19 protein-coding genes are annotated in these 23,739 nt (G+C 36.2%); 1 reads left to right on the top strand and 18 read right to left on the bottom strand.

The annotated features are described in order from the left end of the window. Positions 1-32 precede the first annotated feature (32 nt). The 15 genes from glpK to CD118_RS09605 form a co-directional block, all read right to left on the bottom strand. Positions 33-1,535, bottom strand: a complete 1,503-nt coding sequence (gene glpK / locus CD118_RS09675; RefSeq protein ID WP_060829993.1) for a glycerol kinase GlpK — start codon at positions 1,533-1,535, stop codon at positions 33-35. Positions 1,536-1,761: 226 nt separating this feature from the next. After that, a complete protein-coding gene (locus tag CD118_RS09670; protein WP_060829994.1) occupies positions 1,762-2,577 on the bottom strand; it encodes an MIP/aquaporin family protein in 816 nt (271 codons plus the stop codon). Between the two features lie 288 nt (positions 2,578-2,865). Further along, on the bottom strand, positions 2,866-3,927 hold the full coding sequence (locus tag CD118_RS09665) for a S66 family peptidase (RefSeq protein WP_342587137.1): 1,062 nt from the start codon (positions 3,925-3,927) through the stop codon (positions 2,866-2,868). A gap of 22 nt (positions 3,928-3,949) precedes the next feature. Further along, entirely contained in the window at positions 3,950-4,483 is a 534-nt protein-coding gene (locus CD118_RS09660; RefSeq protein ID WP_060829996.1) for a glycerol-3-phosphate responsive antiterminator, read from the bottom strand. 22 nt (positions 4,484-4,505) lie between these two features. Continuing rightward, positions 4,506-6,449, bottom strand: coding sequence for a DNA mismatch repair endonuclease MutL (gene mutL, locus CD118_RS09655; RefSeq protein ID WP_103356631.1), 1,944 nt, complete (start codon positions 6,447-6,449; stop codon positions 4,506-4,508). A 12-nt stretch (positions 6,450-6,461) separates the two neighbouring features. Then, complete coding sequence (gene mutS / locus CD118_RS09650; protein WP_425353207.1) at positions 6,462-9,062, bottom strand: DNA mismatch repair protein MutS; 2,601 nt, start codon at positions 9,060-9,062, stop codon at positions 6,462-6,464. A 162-nt stretch (positions 9,063-9,224) separates the two neighbouring features. Continuing rightward, a complete protein-coding gene (gene thiW, locus CD118_RS09645) occupies positions 9,225-9,740 on the bottom strand; it encodes an energy coupling factor transporter S component ThiW (RefSeq protein ID WP_060829999.1) in 516 nt (171 codons plus the stop codon). A gap of 139 nt (positions 9,741-9,879) precedes the next feature. Further along, complete coding sequence (locus CD118_RS09640) at positions 9,880-10,233, bottom strand: YlbF/YmcA family competence regulator (RefSeq protein ID WP_060830000.1); 354 nt, start codon at positions 10,231-10,233, stop codon at positions 9,880-9,882. 1 nt (position 10,234) lies between these two features. Further along, positions 10,235-11,782: a tRNA (N6-isopentenyl adenosine(37)-C2)-methylthiotransferase MiaB gene (miaB, locus tag CD118_RS09635; protein ID WP_060830001.1), complete on the bottom strand. Its 1,548-nt coding sequence runs from the start codon at positions 11,780-11,782 to the stop codon at positions 10,235-10,237. 99 nt (positions 11,783-11,881) lie between these two features. After that, a complete protein-coding gene (locus CD118_RS09630; protein ID WP_016424948.1) occupies positions 11,882-12,184 on the bottom strand; it encodes a thiamine-binding protein in 303 nt (100 codons plus the stop codon). 357 nt (positions 12,185-12,541) lie between these two features. After that, a complete protein-coding gene (locus CD118_RS09625) occupies positions 12,542-13,408 on the bottom strand; it encodes a 2-oxoacid:ferredoxin oxidoreductase subunit beta (RefSeq protein ID WP_103356630.1) in 867 nt (288 codons plus the stop codon). Beyond that, on the bottom strand, positions 13,409-15,169 hold the full coding sequence (locus CD118_RS09620) for a 2-oxoacid:acceptor oxidoreductase subunit alpha (RefSeq protein ID WP_103356629.1): 1,761 nt from the start codon (positions 15,167-15,169) through the stop codon (positions 13,409-13,411). It lies immediately after the preceding gene. A 149-nt stretch (positions 15,170-15,318) separates the two neighbouring features. Continuing rightward, positions 15,319-16,113, bottom strand: a complete 795-nt coding sequence (locus tag CD118_RS09615; RefSeq protein WP_050331147.1) for a TIGR00282 family metallophosphoesterase — start codon at positions 16,111-16,113, stop codon at positions 15,319-15,321. A 329-nt stretch (positions 16,114-16,442) separates the two neighbouring features. Further along, on the bottom strand, positions 16,443-18,605 hold the full coding sequence (locus CD118_RS09610) for a heavy metal translocating P-type ATPase (protein ID WP_060830005.1): 2,163 nt from the start codon (positions 18,603-18,605) through the stop codon (positions 16,443-16,445). Next, the gene (locus CD118_RS09605) at positions 18,589-18,972 is read right to left on the bottom strand and encodes an ArsR/SmtB family transcription factor (protein WP_103356628.1); all 384 of its coding nucleotides are present in this window, start codon (positions 18,970-18,972) and stop codon (positions 18,589-18,591) included. The genes CD118_RS09610 and CD118_RS09605 overlap by 17 nt, the downstream gene beginning before the upstream one ends. 198 nt (positions 18,973-19,170) lie before the next feature. Between CD118_RS09605 and CD118_RS09600 the strand changes: the two genes are divergently transcribed. Beyond that, positions 19,171-19,389: a hypothetical protein gene (locus tag CD118_RS09600; RefSeq protein ID WP_050331152.1), complete on the top strand. Its 219-nt coding sequence runs from the start codon at positions 19,171-19,173 to the stop codon at positions 19,387-19,389. A gap of 121 nt (positions 19,390-19,510) precedes the next feature. Here the strand turns inward: CD118_RS09600 and rny are convergent, their stop codons facing one another. From rny to CD118_RS09585, 3 genes are all read right to left on the bottom strand, one after another. After that, a complete protein-coding gene (gene rny, locus CD118_RS09595; protein WP_060830007.1) occupies positions 19,511-21,070 on the bottom strand; it encodes a ribonuclease Y in 1,560 nt (519 codons plus the stop codon). A 291-nt stretch (positions 21,071-21,361) separates the two neighbouring features. Next, positions 21,362-22,405, bottom strand: a complete 1,044-nt coding sequence (recA, locus tag CD118_RS09590; RefSeq protein WP_037559108.1) for a recombinase RecA — start codon at positions 22,403-22,405, stop codon at positions 21,362-21,364. Positions 22,406-22,570: 165 nt separating this feature from the next. Beyond that, positions 22,571-23,719, bottom strand: coding sequence for a CinA family nicotinamide mononucleotide deamidase-related protein (locus CD118_RS09585; RefSeq protein WP_103356627.1), 1,149 nt, complete (start codon positions 23,717-23,719; stop codon positions 22,571-22,573). Positions 23,720-23,739 lie beyond the last annotated feature (20 nt).

Below are 23,739 nucleotides of genomic sequence, written 5' to 3'. Positions count from 1 at the left end.
GCTATTAACTTAACTACAGTATATCACACCACTTATTCTTCGTCTAATTTGAAAACTTGAGTGGCTTCAACTGCTTTTTTCCAGCCTTTATATAAACGACTGCTTTCTTTTTCATCCATCGCTGGTTCAAAGGATTTTTCAAGTTTCCATTGACGACTAATTTCTGATTTATCTTTCCAGAATCCTGTAGCAATACCAGCTAAGTATGCTGCACCTAGTGCAGTTGTTTCATTTATTTCTGGTCGTTCAACATTGATGTTTACTAAATCTGCTTGGAACTGCATTAAGAAGTTATTTTTAACTGCGCCACCATCAACACGTAAATTGTTAACATCAATGCCAGAATCTTGAGCCATTGCTTCGATGACATCGCGTGTTTGATAACATAAAGACTCTAAAGTTGCTCGAATAAAGTGTTCTTTTTCTGTTCCTCTCGTAATACCAAAAATCGCACCACGCGCTTCAGAATCCCAATAAGGTGTTCCTAAACCAACAAATGCAGGTACAACATAAACACCTTCTGTAGAGTCAACACGCTTTGCATAATCTTCAGATTGAGGTGCTGAGTTAATCATTCGGAGACCATCTCTTAACCATTGAATGGCTGAACCTGATACGAAAATTGAACCTTCTAATGCGTAATTAACTTTACCATCAATTCCATAAGCAATCGTTGTTAACAATCCATTATCAGATACAACTGCTTCCTCACCTGTATTCATAAGCATGAAACCACCTGTGCCGTAAGTGTTTTTCACATCACCGCGTTCGAAACACGCTTGTCCGAATAGAGCAGCCTGTTGGTCACCCGCAATACCAGCAATCGGTACTTTTTGACCAAAGAAGTGATAATCAATTGTTTCGCAATACACTTCACTTGATGGTTTTACTTCAGGTAACATTGCTTTTGGTACATCTAAAATTTCAAGCAATTCGTCATCCCATTGTAAATCATGGATGTTATACATTAATGTACGACTTGCATTGGAATAGTCTGTTACATGCGTTCTACCACCAGAAAGTTTCCAAACTAACCATGAATCAATTGTTCCGAACAAAACATCGCCTTTTTCAGCTTTTTCACGTGCACCTTCAACTTTATCAAGTATCCATTTGACTTTAGTTCCTGAAAAATAAGGGTCTAATAATAAACCAGTTTTGTTTCTAAACGTTTCTTCATGACCAGCGTTCTTTAATTCATCACAAATATGTTGTGTTTGACGTGACTGCCAAACAATCGCATTGTAGATTGGACGGCCTGTGTTTTTATCCCAAACGACAGTTGTTTCACGTTGGTTTGTGATACCAATCCCTTTAATTTGTGATGCCGATACATTATTTTCGTTTAAAACAGATGCCATCACTGATAAAACTGATGTCCAAATTTCGTTGGCATCATGCTCTACCCATCCGCCTTTAGGAAAATGTTGTTTAAACTCACGCTGTGCTACGCCTGCGATTTCCCCATTTTCGTTAAATAAGATTGCTCTAGAACTTGTTGTCCCCTGATCAATCGATAAGATATAGTTTCCCATAACATAGTCTCCTCTCAACTCTTCACTGATATTAACTTGTAAAGTATTACGATAAGGTTATTATAACCTAAAATGCTGTTATAAGATGTCAAATACAGCTCATAGGCACTAAAAAACAACAATACGTCATCACCATGTTATTAATGCCTCTATGATCACAACGTATTGTAAAGTTTTGCATGCCTTACTTTAACATTCATACTTATGACAAAAACAGTAATATGAATTATATTTTAGCAATCTCATCCTGTGGCAATTTTTTATTTAATGCCACACCAAGTAATAATGTTAAAACTAATACGATAATCGTTACAATTGTCCAAACATCAAATGCGCCTTTAAAAATCAAGCGATATACAACCGTACCTAACATACCACCAACCATTGGTCCTAATACAGGTACAATCGCATAACCCCAACCACTGCCACCTTTGCCATGGATTGGTAAAATAGCATGCGCGATACGTGGCCCTAAGTCACGAGCAGGATTAATTGCATATCCTGTTGTACCACCTAAGCTGACACCAATCGCTACAATCAAAGCACCAACGATTAATGGATTTAATCCTTCAGAGAACTTATTTGCCCCGATGAATAAAAGACCTGAAGTTAAAACTGCAGTACCTATAATCTCTGAAATAAAGTTTGCAGTATAGTTTTTAAGCGCTGGCGCAGTTGAAAAGACGCCTAATTTTGTTGCTTTATCTTCAGTTGCACGCCAATGTGGTAAATACATTAACCATGTCAATACGCCACCTAAAATACCACCAAGCATTTGCGCAATGATGTATCCAGGCACTTGTGACCATGGGAAATCACCATTCATTGCAAATGCAAGTGTCACTGCTGGGTTAAGATGTGCATTTGAAAATTGACCAACGGCATAGACACCTAGCGTCACACCAAGTCCCCATCCAATAGCAATGACAATCCAGTCGGCACCATTACCGTTCGTTTTTTTCAAATTGACGTTGGCACATACACCACCACCCATGAGTAGAAGTAATGCAGTACCGAAAAATTCAGCTAAATAAACATTCATGCTTTTTCCTCCCTTTATTGAAAAAGAGACTTCCTTTCGCATAATAAAAATACGCCAACAGAAGTCTCTCAGTCTCTCATAATTTATCAACTTGACTTAATATTACAGTTTGATGTAAGCGTTGTCAACCATTATTTTAAACGCTTTCATAAATAAATAAAAATTTAATTTTAGTGAAAATGAATTAACTATCTATTTAATTGATTTTTTAAATCTAAATAACCATCACTTTAAAGATAAAATGTTTTAAAAACTGCTATCAAACGAATATTGAGCGCCTAATCATTATTACTCTTTTTGACGTTTCTCACGTGCCTCTTTTTCACTTACAGCCGCTTCATCAATACTAAATGTTAAAGGGGATGTACTTATTGATGCTTTAACACCATATGGAATCGTACATTTAGGTTCATTGTGACCAAAACTAGCGTTACCGATGACCGGTAAATCCTCTTGCTTAAACTCTTTTAAAATGCTTTGAATAATTTGGTGATATTCATTTTGATACACGCCATTTTGAGGACGCCCTAATACAATCCCTTTAATGCGTTCAAAAATCCCTATATAACCAAAAGAACGAAAAGTATCTTCGAAAGACCACGGTTCAATATTAACTTCAGCGTTTTCTAAAAACAAAATTTTGCCGTCAAACTGTTCAACTTTTGGAAAATACTGTGAACCTCTGAGGTGGTCTAATGATTCAAAACAACCGCCGATAAGTTCTCCAGAAACGTTACCCTCGCCGTTTACTAATATGTAACTTTCATTTTTCTTTGTTTCACGCGCGATATTTTTATTTTCTTCATCCCATCTCAAACCAAAAATCCGCACATAATCCGATGTGGTCAACTTTCCAAATGGCTTCGCTTTAGAAACGACACCAAACAGATGATCAAGTGTAAAGTCATCAAGCGCTACATTTTCTGCAAAGTCCGTGAGCAGCGCTGGACCATAAAAGCTAACGATTCCTAATTGGTTTAAATGCAAATGAAGTGGTGTGATATCTGAGTAACCTATAAAAATCTTAGGATGCGCTTGAATGATTTCATCATCTAAGTATGGGATAATTCTTGCTGATTCTTTACCCCCAATCGTGCAAAGTATGGCTTTTACTTCTGGATCTTTAAACGCCGATGTCAGTGTCTCTGCACGTTCTTTTGGATGATTGTAGTTCCATTCAATCGTGTTAAGCGCTTGTTCCATAACTTTAACGTGATAACCTAAATTTTTGATATTCTCTATACCTTGTTGTGTACGCCATTGAATATTCGGCTCACCAGCAAGGCCAGAAGACGGGGAAACAATCGCGATTGTATCCCCTTTTTGTAACTTCTCTGGTTTTTTCATCATTTAAATCCCCTTTATTTTTTACTTACCATAATGATGCGTCACTTGTTGTCACATAGGCAGCACCACTATTAATGGCGTTTTCAACTTCTTCCTCTGTGTTAATCAAACCTCCCGCTATTACCGTTGTACCTGTTTTCTCGTGTATTTCTTGTATCACTTTATCTGCGATACCGGGTAAGACTTCAACATAATCTGGCTCGATACGTTGAATGAGATCGATACTTCTCTGTAAAGCGTGACTATCAATAACAAATACTCTAAAAATCGTAACGACACCAAGCGCTTTTGCCTTTTTAATCACTTTAGTTTTAGTTGATACAATCCCTTTAGGTTTATAAGTTTGAATAATATATTCACAAGCAAACTCATCATGACTCATCCCTTTAATGAGATCGATGTGCATAAAAGGTTGTAATTCATGCTCTTTAATTAATTGCGTCATGCCTTTCAAATGACCAATATGCGTATCAAGTATGACACATTTTTTATAATCTGTTTTAAACAATCTTTCTAAATCTCTCATCGAACGAATTGCTGGTAAAATATGTTTTTTCATAACATTCTCCCTCTTCATCGTATTATTGAATTCTCTTAAACAGACGCTCTAATTCATAATTACTAAAGTTGATAATCACAGGTCTTCCATGCGGGCATGTAAATGGATCTTCCATTTCCCCTAATTGTTGGATTAAATCTGCCATCTCATTTATTTTTAAATAATGATTGGCTTTAATCGATTTTTTACAACTCATCATTATCGCAGCTTCTTCTCTAAACTTTGCAATATCAATCTTCTTGTGTTGAATCACATATTCGATAATATCTTTAATGATTTCTTCAACTTGCTCACTTGGGAACCAAACCGGATAACTATTCACAATATAATCATATCCACCAAAAGGTTCTAAAAAGATGCCTGCCTCTTTTAATGTATCACGATATTGCTCAATAATTAACTGTTCATCTTTTGAAAAGTTAAATGTAATTGGAATGAGCAAGTTTTGGTTTTCATTTTCCACTTCTCCAATTTTATCTCTAAAATACTCGTATTTTATACGTTCTTGAGCAGCATGTTGATCAATTAAATACATGCCTTGATCATTTTGGGCAATAATATATGTGCCATGTACTTGTCCTATAACTTCCATATAAGGCACACGTCTTTTAGGTTTTTGAGGTTTGTTATGAGGTCGTGCATCATCTTGACTTTGAGTTGATGGTTCAGTGAACAAGGGACGCGCCACATCTTGATGACGATCAAGTTCATTTAAAATCGCTCTTTGTTCCACTTCAAAATTGTCATCAGAATGTATTGAATGATTGGCTGATGACGGTTCGTTTGAAGTTGAAAAGTAATCCGCTTCCTCTTGAACCTCGAAATCTGGTTGCGACGGTTGTACGTCGTCTTTATCTGTTGTTGTTTCATGCTTCTCATGTTGGTGCGCTTGCTGATCAAAAGCCATTTTTTGTTGCTCAAATTGTTCAAGAACCTTTTTAGGTGCGTATTTTTGTTTCAAATCATTTTGAGGTATGAGTACCTTATCTTTAAAAGCCTCACGTATTTTATTCACAATGAGATCAAATAACTGATCCTCTTTAGATAATCGCACTTCCAATTTCGTAGGGTGAACATTCACATCGACTAAAACGGGATCCATTTCAATATTAATATAAACAATTGGATATCGACCGATCATCATTAATGTATGATAACCTTCTTGAACAGCTTTATTTAATAGAAAGTTTTTAATATATCTACCGTTGATAAATATAGACATATAATGCCGATTACTTCTTGAGTGCTCAGGTTTTGCTACGTAACCTGAAATACGATAGTCACTTGTTTCACCTTCAATATGCACTAAATCACGTGCCACTTTCATTCCGTATATTTCTGCCATCACTTCGTTTGTACGTCCCGAGCCATTCGTTTGGAGAACGGTCTTACCATCATTTTTAAGCGAAAGACGGATATGTGGGTGGCTCATCGCCATTCGATTCACAATATCTGTAATTTTTCCTAATTCCGTGTAAAGACTTTTAATATATTTTAATCTTGCAGGCGTGTTATAAAATAGTGAATCTACACGAATATCTGTACCTTTACGCGCTTTAGCTGGTTTTTCTTTCAGTATGGCTCCTTCTTCAGCATACACTTCGTAACCATCAATACCATCCGTAGACGTTTGTAATGTGACTTTTGCAACTGAAGCAATACTCGCGAGTGCTTCGCCACGGAAACCTAATGTTCTAATATGGAATAAATCATCATCTTCTTGTAATTTACTTGTTGCATGTCGATGAAATACAAGTCCCAAATCATCTGCTAATATACCCGAACCATTATCTACAACTCGAATAGAAGATACACCTGACTCTAAAACTTCAATATTAATTTCAGTTGCACCTGCATCGATACTGTTTTCTAATAATTCTTTCACAACAGAGCTCGGACGTTCCACTACTTCACCTGCAGCAATTTTATTCGCTAAAGACGTTTGTAGCGTTTTTATTCTTCCCATCAATTTCACCCTCTACTGTAATCTATTTTGAAGTTCACTTAGCTTAACTAATGCTTCAATTGGGGTCATTTGTGATAAATTCATCTGTTTAATTTCAAGTTCAACTTCACTATTTTGTGTTTCTGATTCAAATAAATCGAAAACAGGCTGTTCGAATTGGGGCTTTGTATCTGAATGTTGCGCTGATGTTGCTTGTTTAGGTGTTTCAAGACTGTGGTTTGCGAATTCAGCCATTTTTTCAGCATTTGCTTCTGAGTTAATCGCGGCTTGTTCTTTCGCTTCAAATGCATCTAAAATGACTTGCGCACGGTCAATCACCTGTTTAGGTAACTCGGCTAATTGTGCAACTTGAATGCCGTAACTATTAGCAACAGCCCCATCTTTAACTTTGTGCAAGAAGATAAGCTCACCTTGATATTCATCTGCAGCGACATGCACATTCTTTAAGCTTGGAAGTGCTTGTTCCAATTCTGTCAGTTCATGATAGTGCGTTGAAAATAAAGTTTTCGCTTGAGATGTTTCCGCAACATATTCAATCATAGCTTGAGCTAACGCAAGACCGTCATAAGTTGAAGTACCTCTACCGATTTCATCAAATATAATTAAGCTATCTGGCGTGGCATATTTGAGTGCTTTTTGTGCCTCTAACATTTCAACCATGAACGTACTTTTCCCAGATACAAGATCATCTGCAGCACCAATTCTTGTGAAAATCTGATCGAAAATAGGGAGTACAGCAGATTCACAAGGTACAAAAGCCCCCATTTGTGCCATAATACTTATAATCGCCACTTGACGCATGTATGTTGATTTACCTGACATATTAGGTCCTGTAATTAAGTAGATAAATTGTGATTGATTTAATTCACAATCATTTGGTACATAATCATTATAATCCATCACACGCTCAACAACAGGATGACGTGAATCTTTTAATACTAATGTTTTGTCTGTGCTGAATTGTGGTCGGACATAATTATATTGTTGCGCTATCTCTGCAAAACTTTGCAAGCAATCAATTTCAGATATAATTTTAGCTTGTTGTTGCAAGCGTTCTGTATATGTTTTTACTTTTTCACGAAGCGCTACGAATAATTGATATTCGAGCTCTATTGCTTTATCTTGAGCACCCAAAATCACAGCTTCTTTTTCTTTTAATTCATCCGTAATAAATCTTTCAGCATTGGATAATGTTTGTTTTCGTTCATAGCCAAATTCAGCTGGATCAAATTGCGTCAAATTGGCACGTGTAATTTCAATATAGTAACCAAACACTTTATTAAAGCTTATTTTCAAAGATTTAATCCCCGTTCGCTCACGTTCTTTCGCTTGTAATTCAGCTAACCACTGTTTTCCATTTTTTGAAGCATCTAAATATTGATCTAATTCTTCGTTAAATCCTGATTTAAAAAGGCCACCTTCTTTGACAGATTGTGGAGGTTCATTCACTAAACTATCCTCTAACAATTGTAAAAGGTCATCTAAAGGTTCTAACGCATTAAAATGTGCAATCGCTTCATGTTCAATGGTTTGTAAGAGTGTTTTTATAGAAGGAATCTGTGCAATCGAATGCTTGAGTTGTATTAAATCTTTTGCATTCACATTTCCAAAACTTACTCGACCGACTAATCGTTCGATATCGTAAACTTCTGTTAAATAGTTGCGCAAAGTGTCTCTCTCGATAAAATATTGTAAAAATTGATCGACGGCATCATGGCGCTTTGTTATTTCATTTCGTTGAATAAGGGGGCGATCAATCCATTGTTTCAACCGTCTTGCCCCCATAGGTGTTTTGGTCTTATCCATTAGCCAAAGCAATGTGCCTTTTTTTGATTTAAGTCGAATACTTTCAGTTAATTCGAGATTTCTTTTAGCATAAAAATCCATTTTCATATAATCTAACGCTTGGTATTCAATCACATTCTCAATATGCGACATATCTCTTTTTTGCGTATCAAATATATAATCTAATAACACCTGCACTGCCTGAAACATGCTTGGATCGGACAACTGATTAACGGCATAATGCGTATCCGAAATACGTTCTACAACTGTAACTGTTTCTGTAATCATGCTAAATTGACGTTTAAGTGTCTCTGATAACGGTTGTGTGACAACAATTTCGTTAGGTTGAATGGTCGTCACTTCATTTACAAGTGTGCTTTCATCTTCAAAGTGTGTCACTTTTAACTCACCAGTCGAAACATCACAATAACTGAGCCCATAGCCATCTTCATTATGGATAAAGCTTAAAATATAGTTGTTACGTGTATCCTCCACGCCACCTTTTTCCATCACTGTACCTGGTGTAATCACTCGTACAACTTCTCTTTTAACCATGCCTTTGACTTGTCTTGGATCTTCCATTTGTTCACATATGGCCACTTTAAAACCATTTTGTATTAAAGTTTCTATATAACTATCCGCAGAATGATATGGGACACCTGCCATAGGAATAGGATTTTCTTTTTTAGCATCACGTTTCGTTAACGTGATTTCAAGGACGCGAGAAGCAGTAATTGCATCATCATAAAACATCTCATAAAAATCACCAAGTCGAAAAAAGAGCAACGCATCTTGATGTTGCGCCTTAATATTTAAATATTGTTTCATCATTGGTGTAACATTTGCCATATACTTTCACAATCCTTTTGTACAAAATTTTCTATATTTCATTTACTTTTTGAAGGTATTTTATGTATGCGATTTAAATATGTATCAAGGCTGAGAGTATAAACTTCTGTTTAAACCCCCAGCCCCTCAATGATTTAATAATTATTTTAATCTTCTTTTATTTTTATCTAACTTTAAGTATGCTAATAAACCTCGCCGCTTAAGTACAAGTAAAAGAATGTAACTAATACTTGCACCAATCAAACTCGATGTAATAAATGCAGCCATTAACGGTTTAATAAGAAAATGCTCTAAGTGGAGTATCCACGCAATTGGAATACAGAACAAACTCCCAATAATGCCTGTACCAATCACTTCTCCTATCGCCGCAACAAATAAGTGCCGATTTACATAATAAAACAAGCTCGCTAGCAAAACGCCAATCATACTCCCAGGAAACGCAAACGGCGTACCTGTTCCAAACAATACACGAATGATTGAAGAAAGGAACGCTTGGGCCAGCCCATACCACGGTCCAACTAAAACAACGCTTAAAACATTGATAAAGTGCTGCACTGGCGCTGCTTTAATCGGACCAATGGGGATGACAATCACTGAACTCAACACTACATTAACGGCTATAAATAATGCAGTCAGTGTCAATTTACGTGTATTCACACATATCACTCTCCACCACGGTTGAAACAATTATGTGCTCTACCATATTTTTAGATTAGAAACTCAATTTTACTTTAAAAACCTATGTCCTCATTCACAACTTCTCATTTAGCTACACAATGTTAAACGTCTAGAAATCTCAGTCATCAGTTGAACTTTCAATTCGCGTTGATATTGTGTCTACAACGAGATGGAGCAACTCATTTGCCTCTTGCTGTGCTGTTCTAAATTCATTGACAATAGGAATACCATCTATTGTCGTTCTGATTTGATCTATCTTTGCTTCAGAACGTGCATAGGCATTCGGCTTATTATAGTTCTGTAGATTTACAGATTGCTTTTGATTCTGTTTCAACTCTGACATGTGTTGTGCAATCTGTTCATTTTGATGAATTTGTGTTTCAATGCGTCTATAATCTTGAATCGTATCTAAAGATTGAAATGCCTGACCCAATGCTTTAGCAGCTTCCAAAATCGACTCTTTTGAATACATCTTATGGTGTCACCACAGCTGCTTCACTGACACCTACAAATTCACCATTAAGTGAGAATTGTTTTGCTTCAACAATCTTAACATCTACAATTTTACCGATAACTGATTTAGGTGCTCGGAAGTTAACAAGTTTATTTTTTTCTGTATAACCTGCTAATACTTCATCATCTTTTTTACTTGCGCCTTCACATAATACACGAACAGTTTGTCCCTCATAAGCCGCTAACGTACGTGAAGAATATTCGCTTACTAAACGATTCAAACGTTGTAAACGCGCTTTTTTCACTTCATTCGGTACATTATCCTTCATTTTAGCAGCAGGTGTACCGTCACGTTGAGAATAAATATATGTGTAGGCATGCTCGAATCCAACCGCTTCATATAAGGATAAAGTTTCTTCAAATTGTGCTTCTGTTTCATTTGGATACCCTACGATAATATCTGTTGTAAGCGCAACATCTGGAATGGCAGCCTTAATTCTATCCACTAAATCTAAATAGCTTTCTCTTGTATATTTACGCCCCATAATTTTCAATACGTCATTATTACCAGATTGAACAGGTAAGTGGATATGCGGCACGATATTTCCGCCTTCAGCAATGACTTCTATCATACGATCTGTAAAGTCCCAAGGATGACTTGTTGTAAAACGGACACGCGGGATATCTATTTTCGAAATATCAGCCATTAAATCACCTAAACCATAAGTGATACCTTCTAAATCTTTACCGTAAGCATTCACGTTTTGACCTAATAACGTAATTTCTTGATAACCTTGACGTGCTAAATCACGTACTTCTTCAATGATGTCTTCTGGACGTCGACTACGTTCTTTTCCTCGTGTAAATGGCACGATACAGTATGTACAGAACTTGTCACATCCATACATGATATTGACCCATGCTTTAATTTTGCCGTCTCTTACTTTAGGAAGGTTTTCGATAACGTCGCCTTCTTTTGACCATACTTCCACAACCATTGCTTTAGAAAGATAGGCTTCTTCCAAAATTTGAGGTAAACGATGAATGTTATGTGTTCCAAAAATCATATCCACATTTTGATATGATTTCAAAATTTTATTTACCACAGACTCTTCTTGTGACATACAGCCACACACACCGATTAAACAATCTGGGCGTTCTTGTTTAATGTGTTTTAGATTCCCAATTTCTCCAAACACTTTATTTTCAGCATTTTCTCTAATCGCACATGTGTTCAATAGAATGACGTCTGCCAAATTGATATCCTCAGTAGGTGTATAACCTAAGGCAGTAAAAATTCCCGCCATTACCTCTGTATCATGTGCGTTCATTTGACAACCATATGTTTTAATTAGGAAAGTGCGTCCTTTCCCCATACCGCGATACTTTTCATCGATTTGAAAATCACGATTATATTGAACTGATTCTTTTCCACGCTTTTTGGCTTCTTTTAAGCTTGGCGGTTGATAAACATGCTCAAAATCAAAATATTTACTATAATCTTTTTCTTTATTATTACGTTGTGCTAAAACATCAATCGTCCCAGCTTTTCTTTGTTCTTCGTTCACATACAAAACCCTTTCTGCCCATATATCATTAGTTCATTATATTAAAATTCTAGACAAAGTGCAAAATGATATTTTTCGAAGTCAATATAAATCGTTACACTATTTTTCAGTATCGTCATATTTACCAGTTAGTGTTTCAATACTGATACCTTCAGGAACGTGATAAAACTTTATTTGATGAATAACACTAGGTGCTTCTAATTCAACCATCCGATCATTCATTTTTTGGATCAAAATAAGCAAGGCATTCATATCGCCTTCGACATTTGTTTCTAATGCACCAACACGATATTTCAACCCCGATGCCTCAATCACTTTAATTGCTTCATCAACAAAAGGAATGACATCCTCTCCGTGAGGTGTCTGCGGAATGATTTGTATACTCATCAATGTATCAACCAATGACAAAACCTCCTCTTTTTTTATATTATACCTGATTACAATTAAAATAAAAAATATCCCTAAGTTTGTGGTGAAAATCAACCTGCACTCAAAATACATTTTATAATCTAATCTTGATTGTAGCCTTTTAATAAACATGCTCTTTCTTAACTATCAATTTTTCTGCAAACTTTTAGATTTATAAATATCAAAGCATTTTTTGTCATCTTGATAAGACTGTTCAACCTTTAATGATGAAATTGAATCTTTATACTTATACTTTAATTGAAAAAAACAAAAAACAACGACACCTCAATGTGCCGTTGCTTATGCAGAATATATTTTATAATCAAATCAGCAAACTTTATAGATAAAGCTTTATACAAATTGTTTTGTAAAAGATTTGAACTGTGCTTCACTTAAACTTAAATCATGTTTTGCTAAAGGTGTATCGCCTAACGCTTCAATTTGAGATTCATATGATGGCGTTTCAGTATCTTGATAAACAATACCTTTAATTAATGAATCATATTGTAGCACGGTTTGAATAGCGCCTTGTTTATCTGTCACATCATAGCCCTCTATATCCTCAATTGCTGTTAAATTCTCTTTGAACCAATCGTACGTATTCACTTTATTGTACGTCACACATGGAGAAAAAACATTTACAAATGAGAAGCCATCATGATTAATCGCATCTTCAATCATTTTTGTTAAAGCTTTAATATCGCTTGAAAAACCTTGCGCTACAAACGTTGCTCCTGATGATAAAGCTAATTCAAGAGGTGCAACATTTTGTTCGATATTCCCTTTTGGTGTCGTTTTTGTAACAAATCCTGGTGCTGAAGACGGAGAAGTTTGCCCTTTTGTTAAACCATAAATTTGATTATCCATAACAATATAAGTAATGTTCATGTTTCGGCGTAACGCATGAATAGTATGTCCCATACCAATAGCATAGCCATCTCCATCTCCACCTGATGCAATGACAGTTAAATCACGATTGGCCATTTTAACACCTTGTGCGAGAGGTAATGCACGACCGTGAATCGAATGCACACCGTATGAATTTACGTAACCAGAAAGTCGCCCTGAACAACCAATCCCAGTGATTAGAGCAACCTCATCAGGCTCAAGTCCCACATTTGCAGCTGCTTTTTGAATCGCCGCTTGTACAGAGAAATCACCACAACCTGGACACCAATTCGGTTTTACATTATTTCTAAAATCTTTAAAAGTAGCCAATTACACTCTCTCCTTTAATGCATTTACGATTTCTAAACCTTTTTCTTCAATCTCATAAGGTAAAAACGGTGTTCCGTCATATTTCGTTTGCTTAACAAGTTTATCGCCTAAGTTAACATTCATTTTGATAATGCTTGCAAGCTGGCCTTGATAGTTATGTTCAACAACAACAACTTTTTGCGCTTTATCAGCAGCTGCTTGAATCGTTTGAGTTGGAAATGGATGAAGTTGACGAATTTGGAGATGGTTTACTTTAGCTCCTTGCGCTTCAAGTCTAGCAACACCTTCTTGAATTGCGCCCTTCGTTGAAATGAAACCAAGGAATAAAATATCCGCATCTTCATATTTCAATTGACCTTCTACAGGTTTTTCAATCAATAAATGTTCCGTCTTACGCATACGTTTTTCCATTTGATCTTGACGGTTTTGAGCGGCTTCACTAGGTTTTCCTTCTTCGTTATGTTCAACGCCCGTAACATGATGAATACCACCTTTTACACCAGGAATAGGTCGTGGTGAGACACCTGATTCTGTTAAGGCATAGCGTTTGAAGTACTCTTTATCTTCTGGATCGCGCTCGATATCCTCTGTAATCGTTGAACCACGTCGAATCTCAATTTTTGAATGATCTAAGTTTTTGACTGTTTGCTTACCTAAGGAAAGTTGTAAGTCACTTAATAAAATAACCGGGCATTGATATTCTTCCGCTAAGTTAAATGCTTCTACTGTAAGGTAAAAAGCATCTTCTGCATCCGTTGGCGCAACGACAATTTTAGGAATATCTCCGTGTGTTCCATATATCATCTGCATTAAGTCAGATTGTTCTTGCTTTGTCGGTAAACCTGTAGAAGGTCCACCACGTTGCGTATTCATGATGACTAATGGTGTTTCAGTCATCCCAGACAAACCTATCGCCTCCATCATTAACGATAGACCTGGACCAGCAGAAGCAGTAAAAGCACGAACACCACCATAGTTCGCACCAATTGCCATCGTTGCGGCTGCGATTTCATCTTCGGTTTGAATGACTGTTCCGCCCACTTTCGGTAAATTTTCAATCATATATTCCATAATTTCAGAAGCCGGCGTTATCGGATAAGCAGCCATAAATCTAGAGCCTCCTGAGATTGCTCCTAAGCCAATGGCATCATTCCCTATCATATAAAGGTGAGGCGTACCTGCGCTTTCTTCAAGCATAAAATCCCCATGAATACCAGCCAACTCATCTTGCATAATACGATAACCTTCATTCAATGCTTGAATATTAAGTTCAACGACTTTTTCTCCCTTTTTCTCAAACATATTTGTAATGAGCGCTTCAAATGTGTCAGTATTTAAATCCATTAACGCTGCTGTTGCACCAATGGCCACCATATTTTTCATTAATGTAGTCCCTAATGATTTTGCTGTTTCTGTAAAGGGCAGCACAATCAATTGCGCTTTACAGTTTTCTGGTTTTTCAGGCTTAGCCTTGCTATCTGCTAGGATGACACTGTCTTCTCGCATTTCATGATGATTTAAAACAATTGTTTCTTGATCAAATGCAACAAGAATATCTAAGTCATCACTAATTGCGTGAACAGGTGTTGTAGAGACACGGATTTTATTATTGGTATGGCCTCCTTTAATTCGGCTTGAAAAATGACGATACCCATACAAATAATAGCCTTTTCGATTCATTGCAGTGGCGAAAATTTCTCCCGTTGATTCAATTCCTTCGCCTTGCTGACCTCCTACTTTCCATGACAATTGAGCTTTCATAGATTTAGCCTCCTACACGATTAAATTCACTATTTATCATATCAAAATAACCCATTATTTGCTCTATTAAATAATGGGTTTTAAAAAAATTCATACTAATGGCGGATAAGGCTTATATCCTTTATTAGGTCTATTAACGTTAAATGAAATTACGCTTCGAACGGATGATCATCATTGATTAAAATGCGTTCAATATTTTTAGCTGTTCCATCTTCTTTTAAATCAACTATAACGCCCGACAACACACTTCGTCCTTCATCAGGAACAACATGACGTTGAGGTAAACTAGTAAGAAATCGCTTAATAATTTCATCGCGATTAATGCCAAGAATACCATCATAATAGCCTGTCATACCTACATCGGTAATAAAAGCAGTCCCTTGAGGTAAAATGCGATTATCTGATGTTTGAATATGAGTATGCGTTCCAACTACAGCACTCGCACGTCCATCTAAAAACCAAGCCATTGCATTTTTCTCAGAAGTGGTTTCAGCATGAAAATCAATAAAAATATAGTCCGTTTCTTTTTGAGCTTCTTCAATTAATTGATTGGCTTTTTTAAAAGGATCATCAATATCTGGCATAAAACTACGTCCTTGCAAATTGATAACTGCTAGCTTTTTATTATTTAAATTAATAATACGCATACCAATCCCTGGTGCTTCATCAGGAAAGTTTGCAGGTCTCACAAGGCGTGTTGCATCTTGTATAAAATCGTAAATTTCTCGTTGGCCATAAGTATGGTTTCCCATAGTCATAAAATCAACGCCATTACGTAATAGTTCTTTATATATTTTTTCAGTTAAGCCTTTACCGTGCGCCGCATTTTCTGCATTCACTATCGTCACGGTCGGATGATAACGTTGTTTCAATTTTGGCAACCATTCTGATATCGCTTGGCGTCCAACTTTTCCGACAATATCTCCTATAAATAAAATTCTCATTATGTTTCGTCCTCTCTAAAAATGGGCATTTATGTATATTTCAACTGTATCATTATTTAAAAATTCTATATAGAAAGCATACGCAACATATAAAAAAGACGAGCTATGAAAAGAACAACCTTCCATACAAACTCTTGGCATTGTTCATTCTCATCTCGTCTCATAATGATATATTAAAAGTATGCATTTCATTCATCAATGCTAGACATAACGATTGTGGTGCATTCGCGAAAAGTTATTTCTATTTGAAAAGATTGTATAGTATTTAACGATGTTGATTTATCTATTATTGTATCTTTCTCAATAGAGATGTCAACCGTTCTACATGATTAGACCTCATCTTTCACATAGAGCAAACGAATCGCATTTAATGCCACAATCAAAGTTGCACCCATATCTGAAAAAATAGCAATCCATAACGTTAACCAACCAGGTATAACTAAGAGTAAGGCAATTAATTTAATACCAATCGCAAAGACAATATTGGCTTTGATCACATTCATCGTTTTTCGACTTAACCGGTAAGTAAATGGCAATTTAGACATATCATCACCGAGTAAAGCGATGTCAGCAGTTTCAAGTGCTGTATCTGTACTTGCCCCGCCCATTGCAATACCGATAGAAGCTCGCGCTAGAGCGGGTGCATCATTCACACCATCACCAACCATTCCTACTGGACCATTTAAAGCTTCTAATTTTTCTATATGCTTTAATTTATCTTCTGGCATTAAATCTGCTTCAACATTTGTCAATTTCAATTTTCGATTAATCGCTTGCGCACTATTTAAATTATCGCCTGTCAGCATAACTGTGTGTTGAATCCCTAATTTTTGAAGTGCTTCAATGGCTTTTTGAGATTGTTCACGTACTTGATCTCGAACAGTAATTAAAGTGGTTAAAGTATGGTTAATCGACATTAAAATAACGGTGTCGCCTTGCTTTTGCATATCATTGATTTGTTCAACAAGTTCCTCATTGGTATTGATATGAAATAATTGGGGTTGACCGATTAAAATATCGTTCCCTTCAATAATAGCATGAACCCCTTGTCCTGTTTTAGATAGAAAACCTTTAACCTGATATTGTTGATAGTCAATATGCTTTTCTGTTGCGTATGCGATCACTGCTCTCGCGATAGGATGATTTGATAGGTTTTCAACAGCAGAAAGATAACCTAATGTATCTATTTTTTCTTTTTGGTTTTGATTTAAATGGATGACCTCTGTAACAACTGGATGACCCACTGTTAATGTGCCTGTTTTATCAAACGCGAGTGTTTGAACTTTGCTCAATTGCTCAAGGTAAATCCCGCCTTTAATAAGAACGCCATTTTTAGCAGCATTTCCTATACTTGAAACAATAGAAATCGGAGTCGCAATAACTAAAGCACAAGGACAGCCTACGACTAAAACAGAAAGCCCTTGATATATCCATGGTAAAAAAGCATCATTTAATAATAAGGGTGGAAGGATGGCTACTAAGAAAGCAATCATCATAATACAAGGCGTATAATATTTTGCGAATTTCTCTACAAAGGCTTGGGCGGGTGCTTTTTCAACTTGAGCCGCTTCTACCAATTGAATCATTTTTGCTAATGCCGTATCTTTGGATGCTTTTGTTACTTTGACTTCAAGAACGCCATCTTCGTTTAAAGTCCCTGCATAGACTTCATCGCTTTCTCGTTTATCAACTGGCATTGATTCACCAGTAATGGCAGCTTGATTGACTGAAGCATGACCTGAAATAACAATACCATCTAAAGCGATTTTTTGACCCGGCTTAACATACAAAGTATCATTAACTTCAACTTCTTCTGTAGCTAAGCGTAATAATTGACCCTGTCTAAGTATTGTCGCCTCATCAGGCGCAATTTCCATTAAAGAAGCCATAGATTGACGGGCTTTATCCATAGAAAATTGTTCTAACGCTTCACTGATTGCAAACAATATGACTACAACAGCAACTTCTCCCCATTGACCGATTAATACGCCCCCGGTAATCGCAATCGTCATCAAAGTGCGCATATCAAATTCAAAATGTAGGAGATTTTTGACCCCTTGAATAATCAACTGGCTCCCACTTAAGACGATAGATAGCGTAAACAATATGAGCGTCATAGCATTGTTCGCACTGTTTATCCATTGTGAAATATAACCGAGAATAACAAGAATCGCAGCAAAGATAATCGTTTCATGTTGATGATAAAATGTTTTGATTTTATCTAAAAAGTGCTTCTCTTTGACAGGTGAATGCATCGTACGAGATTGAGCATTCACTTGCTGATCGTCAGGAATAATTTTTAGATTTTCAAATGAACCCGCATGTTCTAATTCATCTAAAGTAGGTTGTCCCGTTACATAAATTTTCGAAGCGCCAAAATTAACTTGTGCCTTTTCCACTGAAGTCAACTTGTTCACATTCTTTTCAAATTTACCCGCACAATTGGCACACGATAACCCTTCGATTCGATATGTTTTATGATTTTGTACCATCTTCATCCACTTCTTTCTTATGCTCAATAGATATTGTCATAATTTGACGGATATGTTCGTCATATAAGCGATAAAAAGCACGTTTACCTTCTTTCCGATAGGTCACGATACCATTTTTGTACAAAGATCTTAAATGGTGCGACGCATTTGCAACAGTAATATTGAGTATTTCTGCGATATCACAAACACACAGCTCTTCATGTTCACACAAAGCAAATGTAATTTTTGCACGATTGACATCAGCAATACTTTTAAACATTTGACTCACATGTTCAATATTAGAATTTTCAATTTCCTGCTTGGCTTCGCGTACGACTTCAGCATCTATACTAAATGTGTCACATGTTGGAATTTGTTGTTTTGTCATTTATCTCACACTTTCATTCAAGTATTCGTTTGAATAAATTATAACTCGGTTCATTTCTTTATTCAAGTATATATTTGAATGTAAAAACATATGATTAAATATTATCAGTTGGGGTATTGAAAAAATTAGGAATGCTTATTGTTTAATAATCAATAAGTATGGATTTTCATAAAAACATTAGGAGTTGTTTATTAACTTATGTCAATTAATATTGATCCTGAAAAATTTGCAGAACTTGTTTTGAGCGCGAATCCATCTAAAAAAGAAAACCCTGAAGATATTGCAAAAGAAAGTATCGAGTTATACATCAATGCGTATCGAATGGCAGAACGTTATGCAAATATTTCCTCAAGTAGTTATGACACATCTAGTGCTTTAGAAGAATTAAAAGAAACTGAACTTCATCTCTGTAAATAACTTTGATTGATGACTGAAAGTTCAAATGGAAAAATTAATCATTTAGGATATGAATATAAACAAAAAAACAGGTTTCGTAATGTCCATGACATTAGGAAACCTGTTTTTATTTCATACACTGTTACTTCGCATATTCAATTGCTCTCGTCTCACGAACAACTGTCACTTTGATATGACCCGGATATTGTAGTTCATCCTCAATCTGATTTTTAATATCTCTCGCTAAGCGATGAGATTTTAAATCATCTATTTCTTCTGGTGATACAATCACGCGTATTTCACGACCTGCTTGTATAGCAAAAGCTTTTTCCACGCCATCATAACTTTCAGAGATGTCCTCTAATCGTTCTAAACGTTTAATATAATTCTCTAACGTTTCTTTTCTAGCGCCAGGTCTTGCAGCTGATAAAGCATCTGCAGCAGCGACTAAAATAGATATAATCGATGTCGGCTCAACCTCTCCATGGTGTGAATGAATTGCATTGATGACCGTCTCAGGTTCGCCATATTTTTTAGCTAATTCGACACCAATTTCAACATGGCTTCCTTCAACTTCGTGATCAATCGCTTTACCAATATCGTGTAATAAACCAGCTCTTTTAGCCAGTGTTACATCTTCGTTCAATTCTGCAGCGAGCATTCCAGATAAATATGCTACTTCAATAGAATGTTTAAGCACATTTTGTCCATAACTTGTTCGATAATGCATACGCCCTAAAATTTTAACGAGATCAGGATGCATATTATGAATATTTAATTCAAATGTTGCATGTTCACCTGCATCACGAATAATTTCATCGACTTCTCGTCTTGATTTTTCTACCATATCTTCAATACGCCCTGGATGAATACGACCGTCAGAAACAAGGTTGATTAACGCTGTTTTGGCGATTTCTCTTCGAATAGGATCAAAACCTGATAAAATTACCGCTTCAGGTGTATCATCAATGATTAAATCAATACCCGTTAATGTTTCTAATGTACGAATATTTCTACCTTCACGACCGATGATACGTCCTTTCATCTCGTCATTAGGTAAGTTAACAACTGACACTGTTGACTCTGAAGTATGATCAGCAGCAAAACGTTGCACTGTCGTAGCGAGTAATTCTTTTGCTTTTTGGTTTACTTTTTCTTTAGCTTCACGCTCTTTTTCTTTAACAAGTACTGCAATATCTTGTGACAACTCTTCTTCTACACGTTCCAATTGCTCTTTACGTGCTTCTTCTTGTGTGAGACCGGAGATGCGTTCTAATTCTTGTTCGTGCTTCATTATTATTGATTGAACACTACTCTCTTTTGCGTCTACTTGTTGTTGTCTTTCTTCAAGTTTAGATTCTTTTTGCTCTAAAATCTCATCCTTTTTATCGAGTAGATCAGATTTTCGCTCCAAGTTCTCCTCTTTTTGAAGAAGTCGGGATTCTTGCCTTTGAAGCTCTCCACGTCGTTCCCTTAGTTCGCTTTCGATGCGCTCTCTTAGAACTTGGTTTTCTTCTTTAGCTTCGATTAATTTCTCTTTTTTAAGATTCTCTGCTTCTTTGTTTGCTTGTTCAATAATATCTTTAGCAGTACGTTTGGCTTGTGACTGCTTTTGATATATTAAATTCTGGGCGATTAAATACCCTACAACAACTCCTAGAATTATACCCAGCAAAATGAGTAAGAGGCTTAATAAATTCACACAAACACCTCCTTTTTCTAGGATTTCGTTCTGTATGTTAACCAATCTATATGATTATATGACTAAAAATAAGAATCATACAAGTTCAATTGTACGTTTTGAACAATGAAAAATCAAGGTATCCAACACTATTGAATAAAAAAGATGATACATTTCAAAACGAAAAATCATCATGATATCATATTCTATTTGAAATTTTGTTGCAATTAGCCTTTCCAAAACAAAAAGTGAAACCGAATCTCATTTTGATTTAGATCCATGTTTCACTTTTAATTTTATATCGAAATACGATTATTCATCAAATAATGTTTGTGGCTCTTCTTGCTCTTTTTCTTCCACATCACCGTCAAAAATACCTAATTTTTCACGGAGTTTTCGATCGATTTCATCTTCTAATTGTGGGTTTTCTTTTAAGAATTGTTTTACATTCTCTTTACCTTGGCCCATACGTTCGCCGTTATAAGAATACCATGCACCAGATTTGTCTACAATGTCATATTGCACACCTAAATCAATTAATTCACCTTCACGAGAGATACCTTGACCATACATGATATCGACTTCAGCAACTTTAAATGGTGGTGCTACTTTATTCTTCACGACTTTGATTTTCGTACGGTTACCTACGATGTCTTGGCCTTGTTTCAATTGTTCTGCACGTCTTACTTCTAAGCGGACAGAACTGTAGAATTTCAACGCACGACCACCTGGCGTCGTTTCAGGATTACCGAACATAACACCTACTTTTTCACGAATTTGGTTAATGAAAATTGCAGTCGTATTTGATTTTGAAATGGCTGCTGAAAGTTTACGTAATGCTTGAGACATAAGACGCGCTTGTAAACCTACATGTGTATCACCCATTTCACCTTCGATTTCTGCTTTAGGTGTTAAGGCTGCAACAGAGTCCACAATAACAATGTCCACGGCGCCACTTCTAACGAACGCTTCAGCAATTTCTAAACCTTGTTCACCGTGGTCAGGTTGAGAAAGGTATAGATTATCGATATCCACACCGAGCGCTTCAGCATAGACAGGATCCAACGCATGTTCAGCATCGATAAACGCAGCAATACCGCCATTTTTTTGCACTTCAGCAATCGCGTGCAACGCTACAGTCGTTTTACCAGAACTTTCAGGGCCATAAACTTCAATAATACGACCTTTTGGATAGCCGCCAACCCCTAATGCATGATCCAATGTAACAGAACCTGTTGAAACACTAGAAACACGGCGATCTTTATTTTCACCTAGTTTCATAACGGCACCTTTACCGAATGACTTTTCCATATTTTTTATTACTGTGTCGAGTGCTTTTTGACGTTCATTATCCAATATAGGACCCCCTAATAAATAAAAATTTCCTTTTAATTTAATTCTACTATACATGCTTTCAATTAAAATTACAAGCATTTTACGAATATTTGTTCGCTATTTTGTGATTTAAATACCAACAAAATAGAACGCATGTGCTTGTGTTTTGCTCAAAACCATATAATATTAGTGCTGTTTTAGTTCATTTAGCCATGCAATCAGTACATAATTTTGACTTCGATCACGTTGTAAATTTCTGTGATGACTCATTTTAAATGTTTCAACTCGGAAGCGATCATGATCTAGAAAACCAATATAGATTGTATTGCCATGTGAAAGAAGGCTCATCGCCTGTTCAGTGTCATATAAAGATTGCACAAATACTGCTGATGCATATAATTGGTTCTCAATTGTAGCTGTTTCATCTACAAATTGAGGATGATGCATCATATACCCTTTTAATAGATGTGTTTGATCCTCTTTTTTTAATCTAGAGTAAAGTAAACCTTCTGTCACTTGATCATATATCGCAAATGATTTCTTTTGTAACGCCATAACAGCGCGCTCAGGTGTCGTGTCATTGGAACCATAATAATAACGACCCATTCGACTTAATATTTCATCTTTTATCGGCGCTATTAACTGTTGACTCGCTTTTTCATCATCCGCGCTTGCTGTCAATCTGATTGTGACTTCGTGCGTACCTGCAAGTGGTGCAATTGTTGGGTTTGTTTGCGCATCGATTAAGTCAAGTAATTCTGTTTCAACTTGTGATTCACCTATCCCACAAAAACGTAACACTTCAGAGAAAATTGTTTTTCCACCTTGTGAAAAGTAAGGCATGAGTTCATTCACGACCATCGGTTGCATTTCTTTCGGTGGTCCTGGTAGCATAACAATGTGCTTATTATTTTCATTCAAATAAATACCAGGCGCCATCCCTACACGATTGGGTAACACTTTTGCACCTTCAATCACAAGTGCTTGCTGCTTATTATTCGGCGTCATTTCTTTTTCATGTTGCTTGAAATAATCTTCAATGTAATTGAGCGCTTCTTGATCTGTTACGAGTTTTTTATTTAAAACAGTTGCAACCGTTTGTTTTGTTAAATCATCTTTTGTGGGTCCTAAACCACCCGTGAAAATTAGTGCATCATATTGCTCTATCGCTCTTTTTATGACAGTTTCAAGTCTTTTTTCATTGTCACCGACCACGATATGCTCCAAGACATGATGACCTGCTTCATTCAACTTTTGTGATAAAAATTGAGCATTCGTATTTGTAATTTGGCCTAAAAGTAACTCTGACCCTACTGCGATAATACAGACTTTCATAATATTGCCTTCTTTCTGCC

It is taken from the genome of Staphylococcus coagulans (assembly GCF_002901995.1).
GTDB lineage: Bacteria > Bacillota > Bacilli > Staphylococcales > Staphylococcaceae > Staphylococcus > Staphylococcus coagulans.
This window is presented reverse-complemented; position numbering and strand designations above follow the sequence as displayed.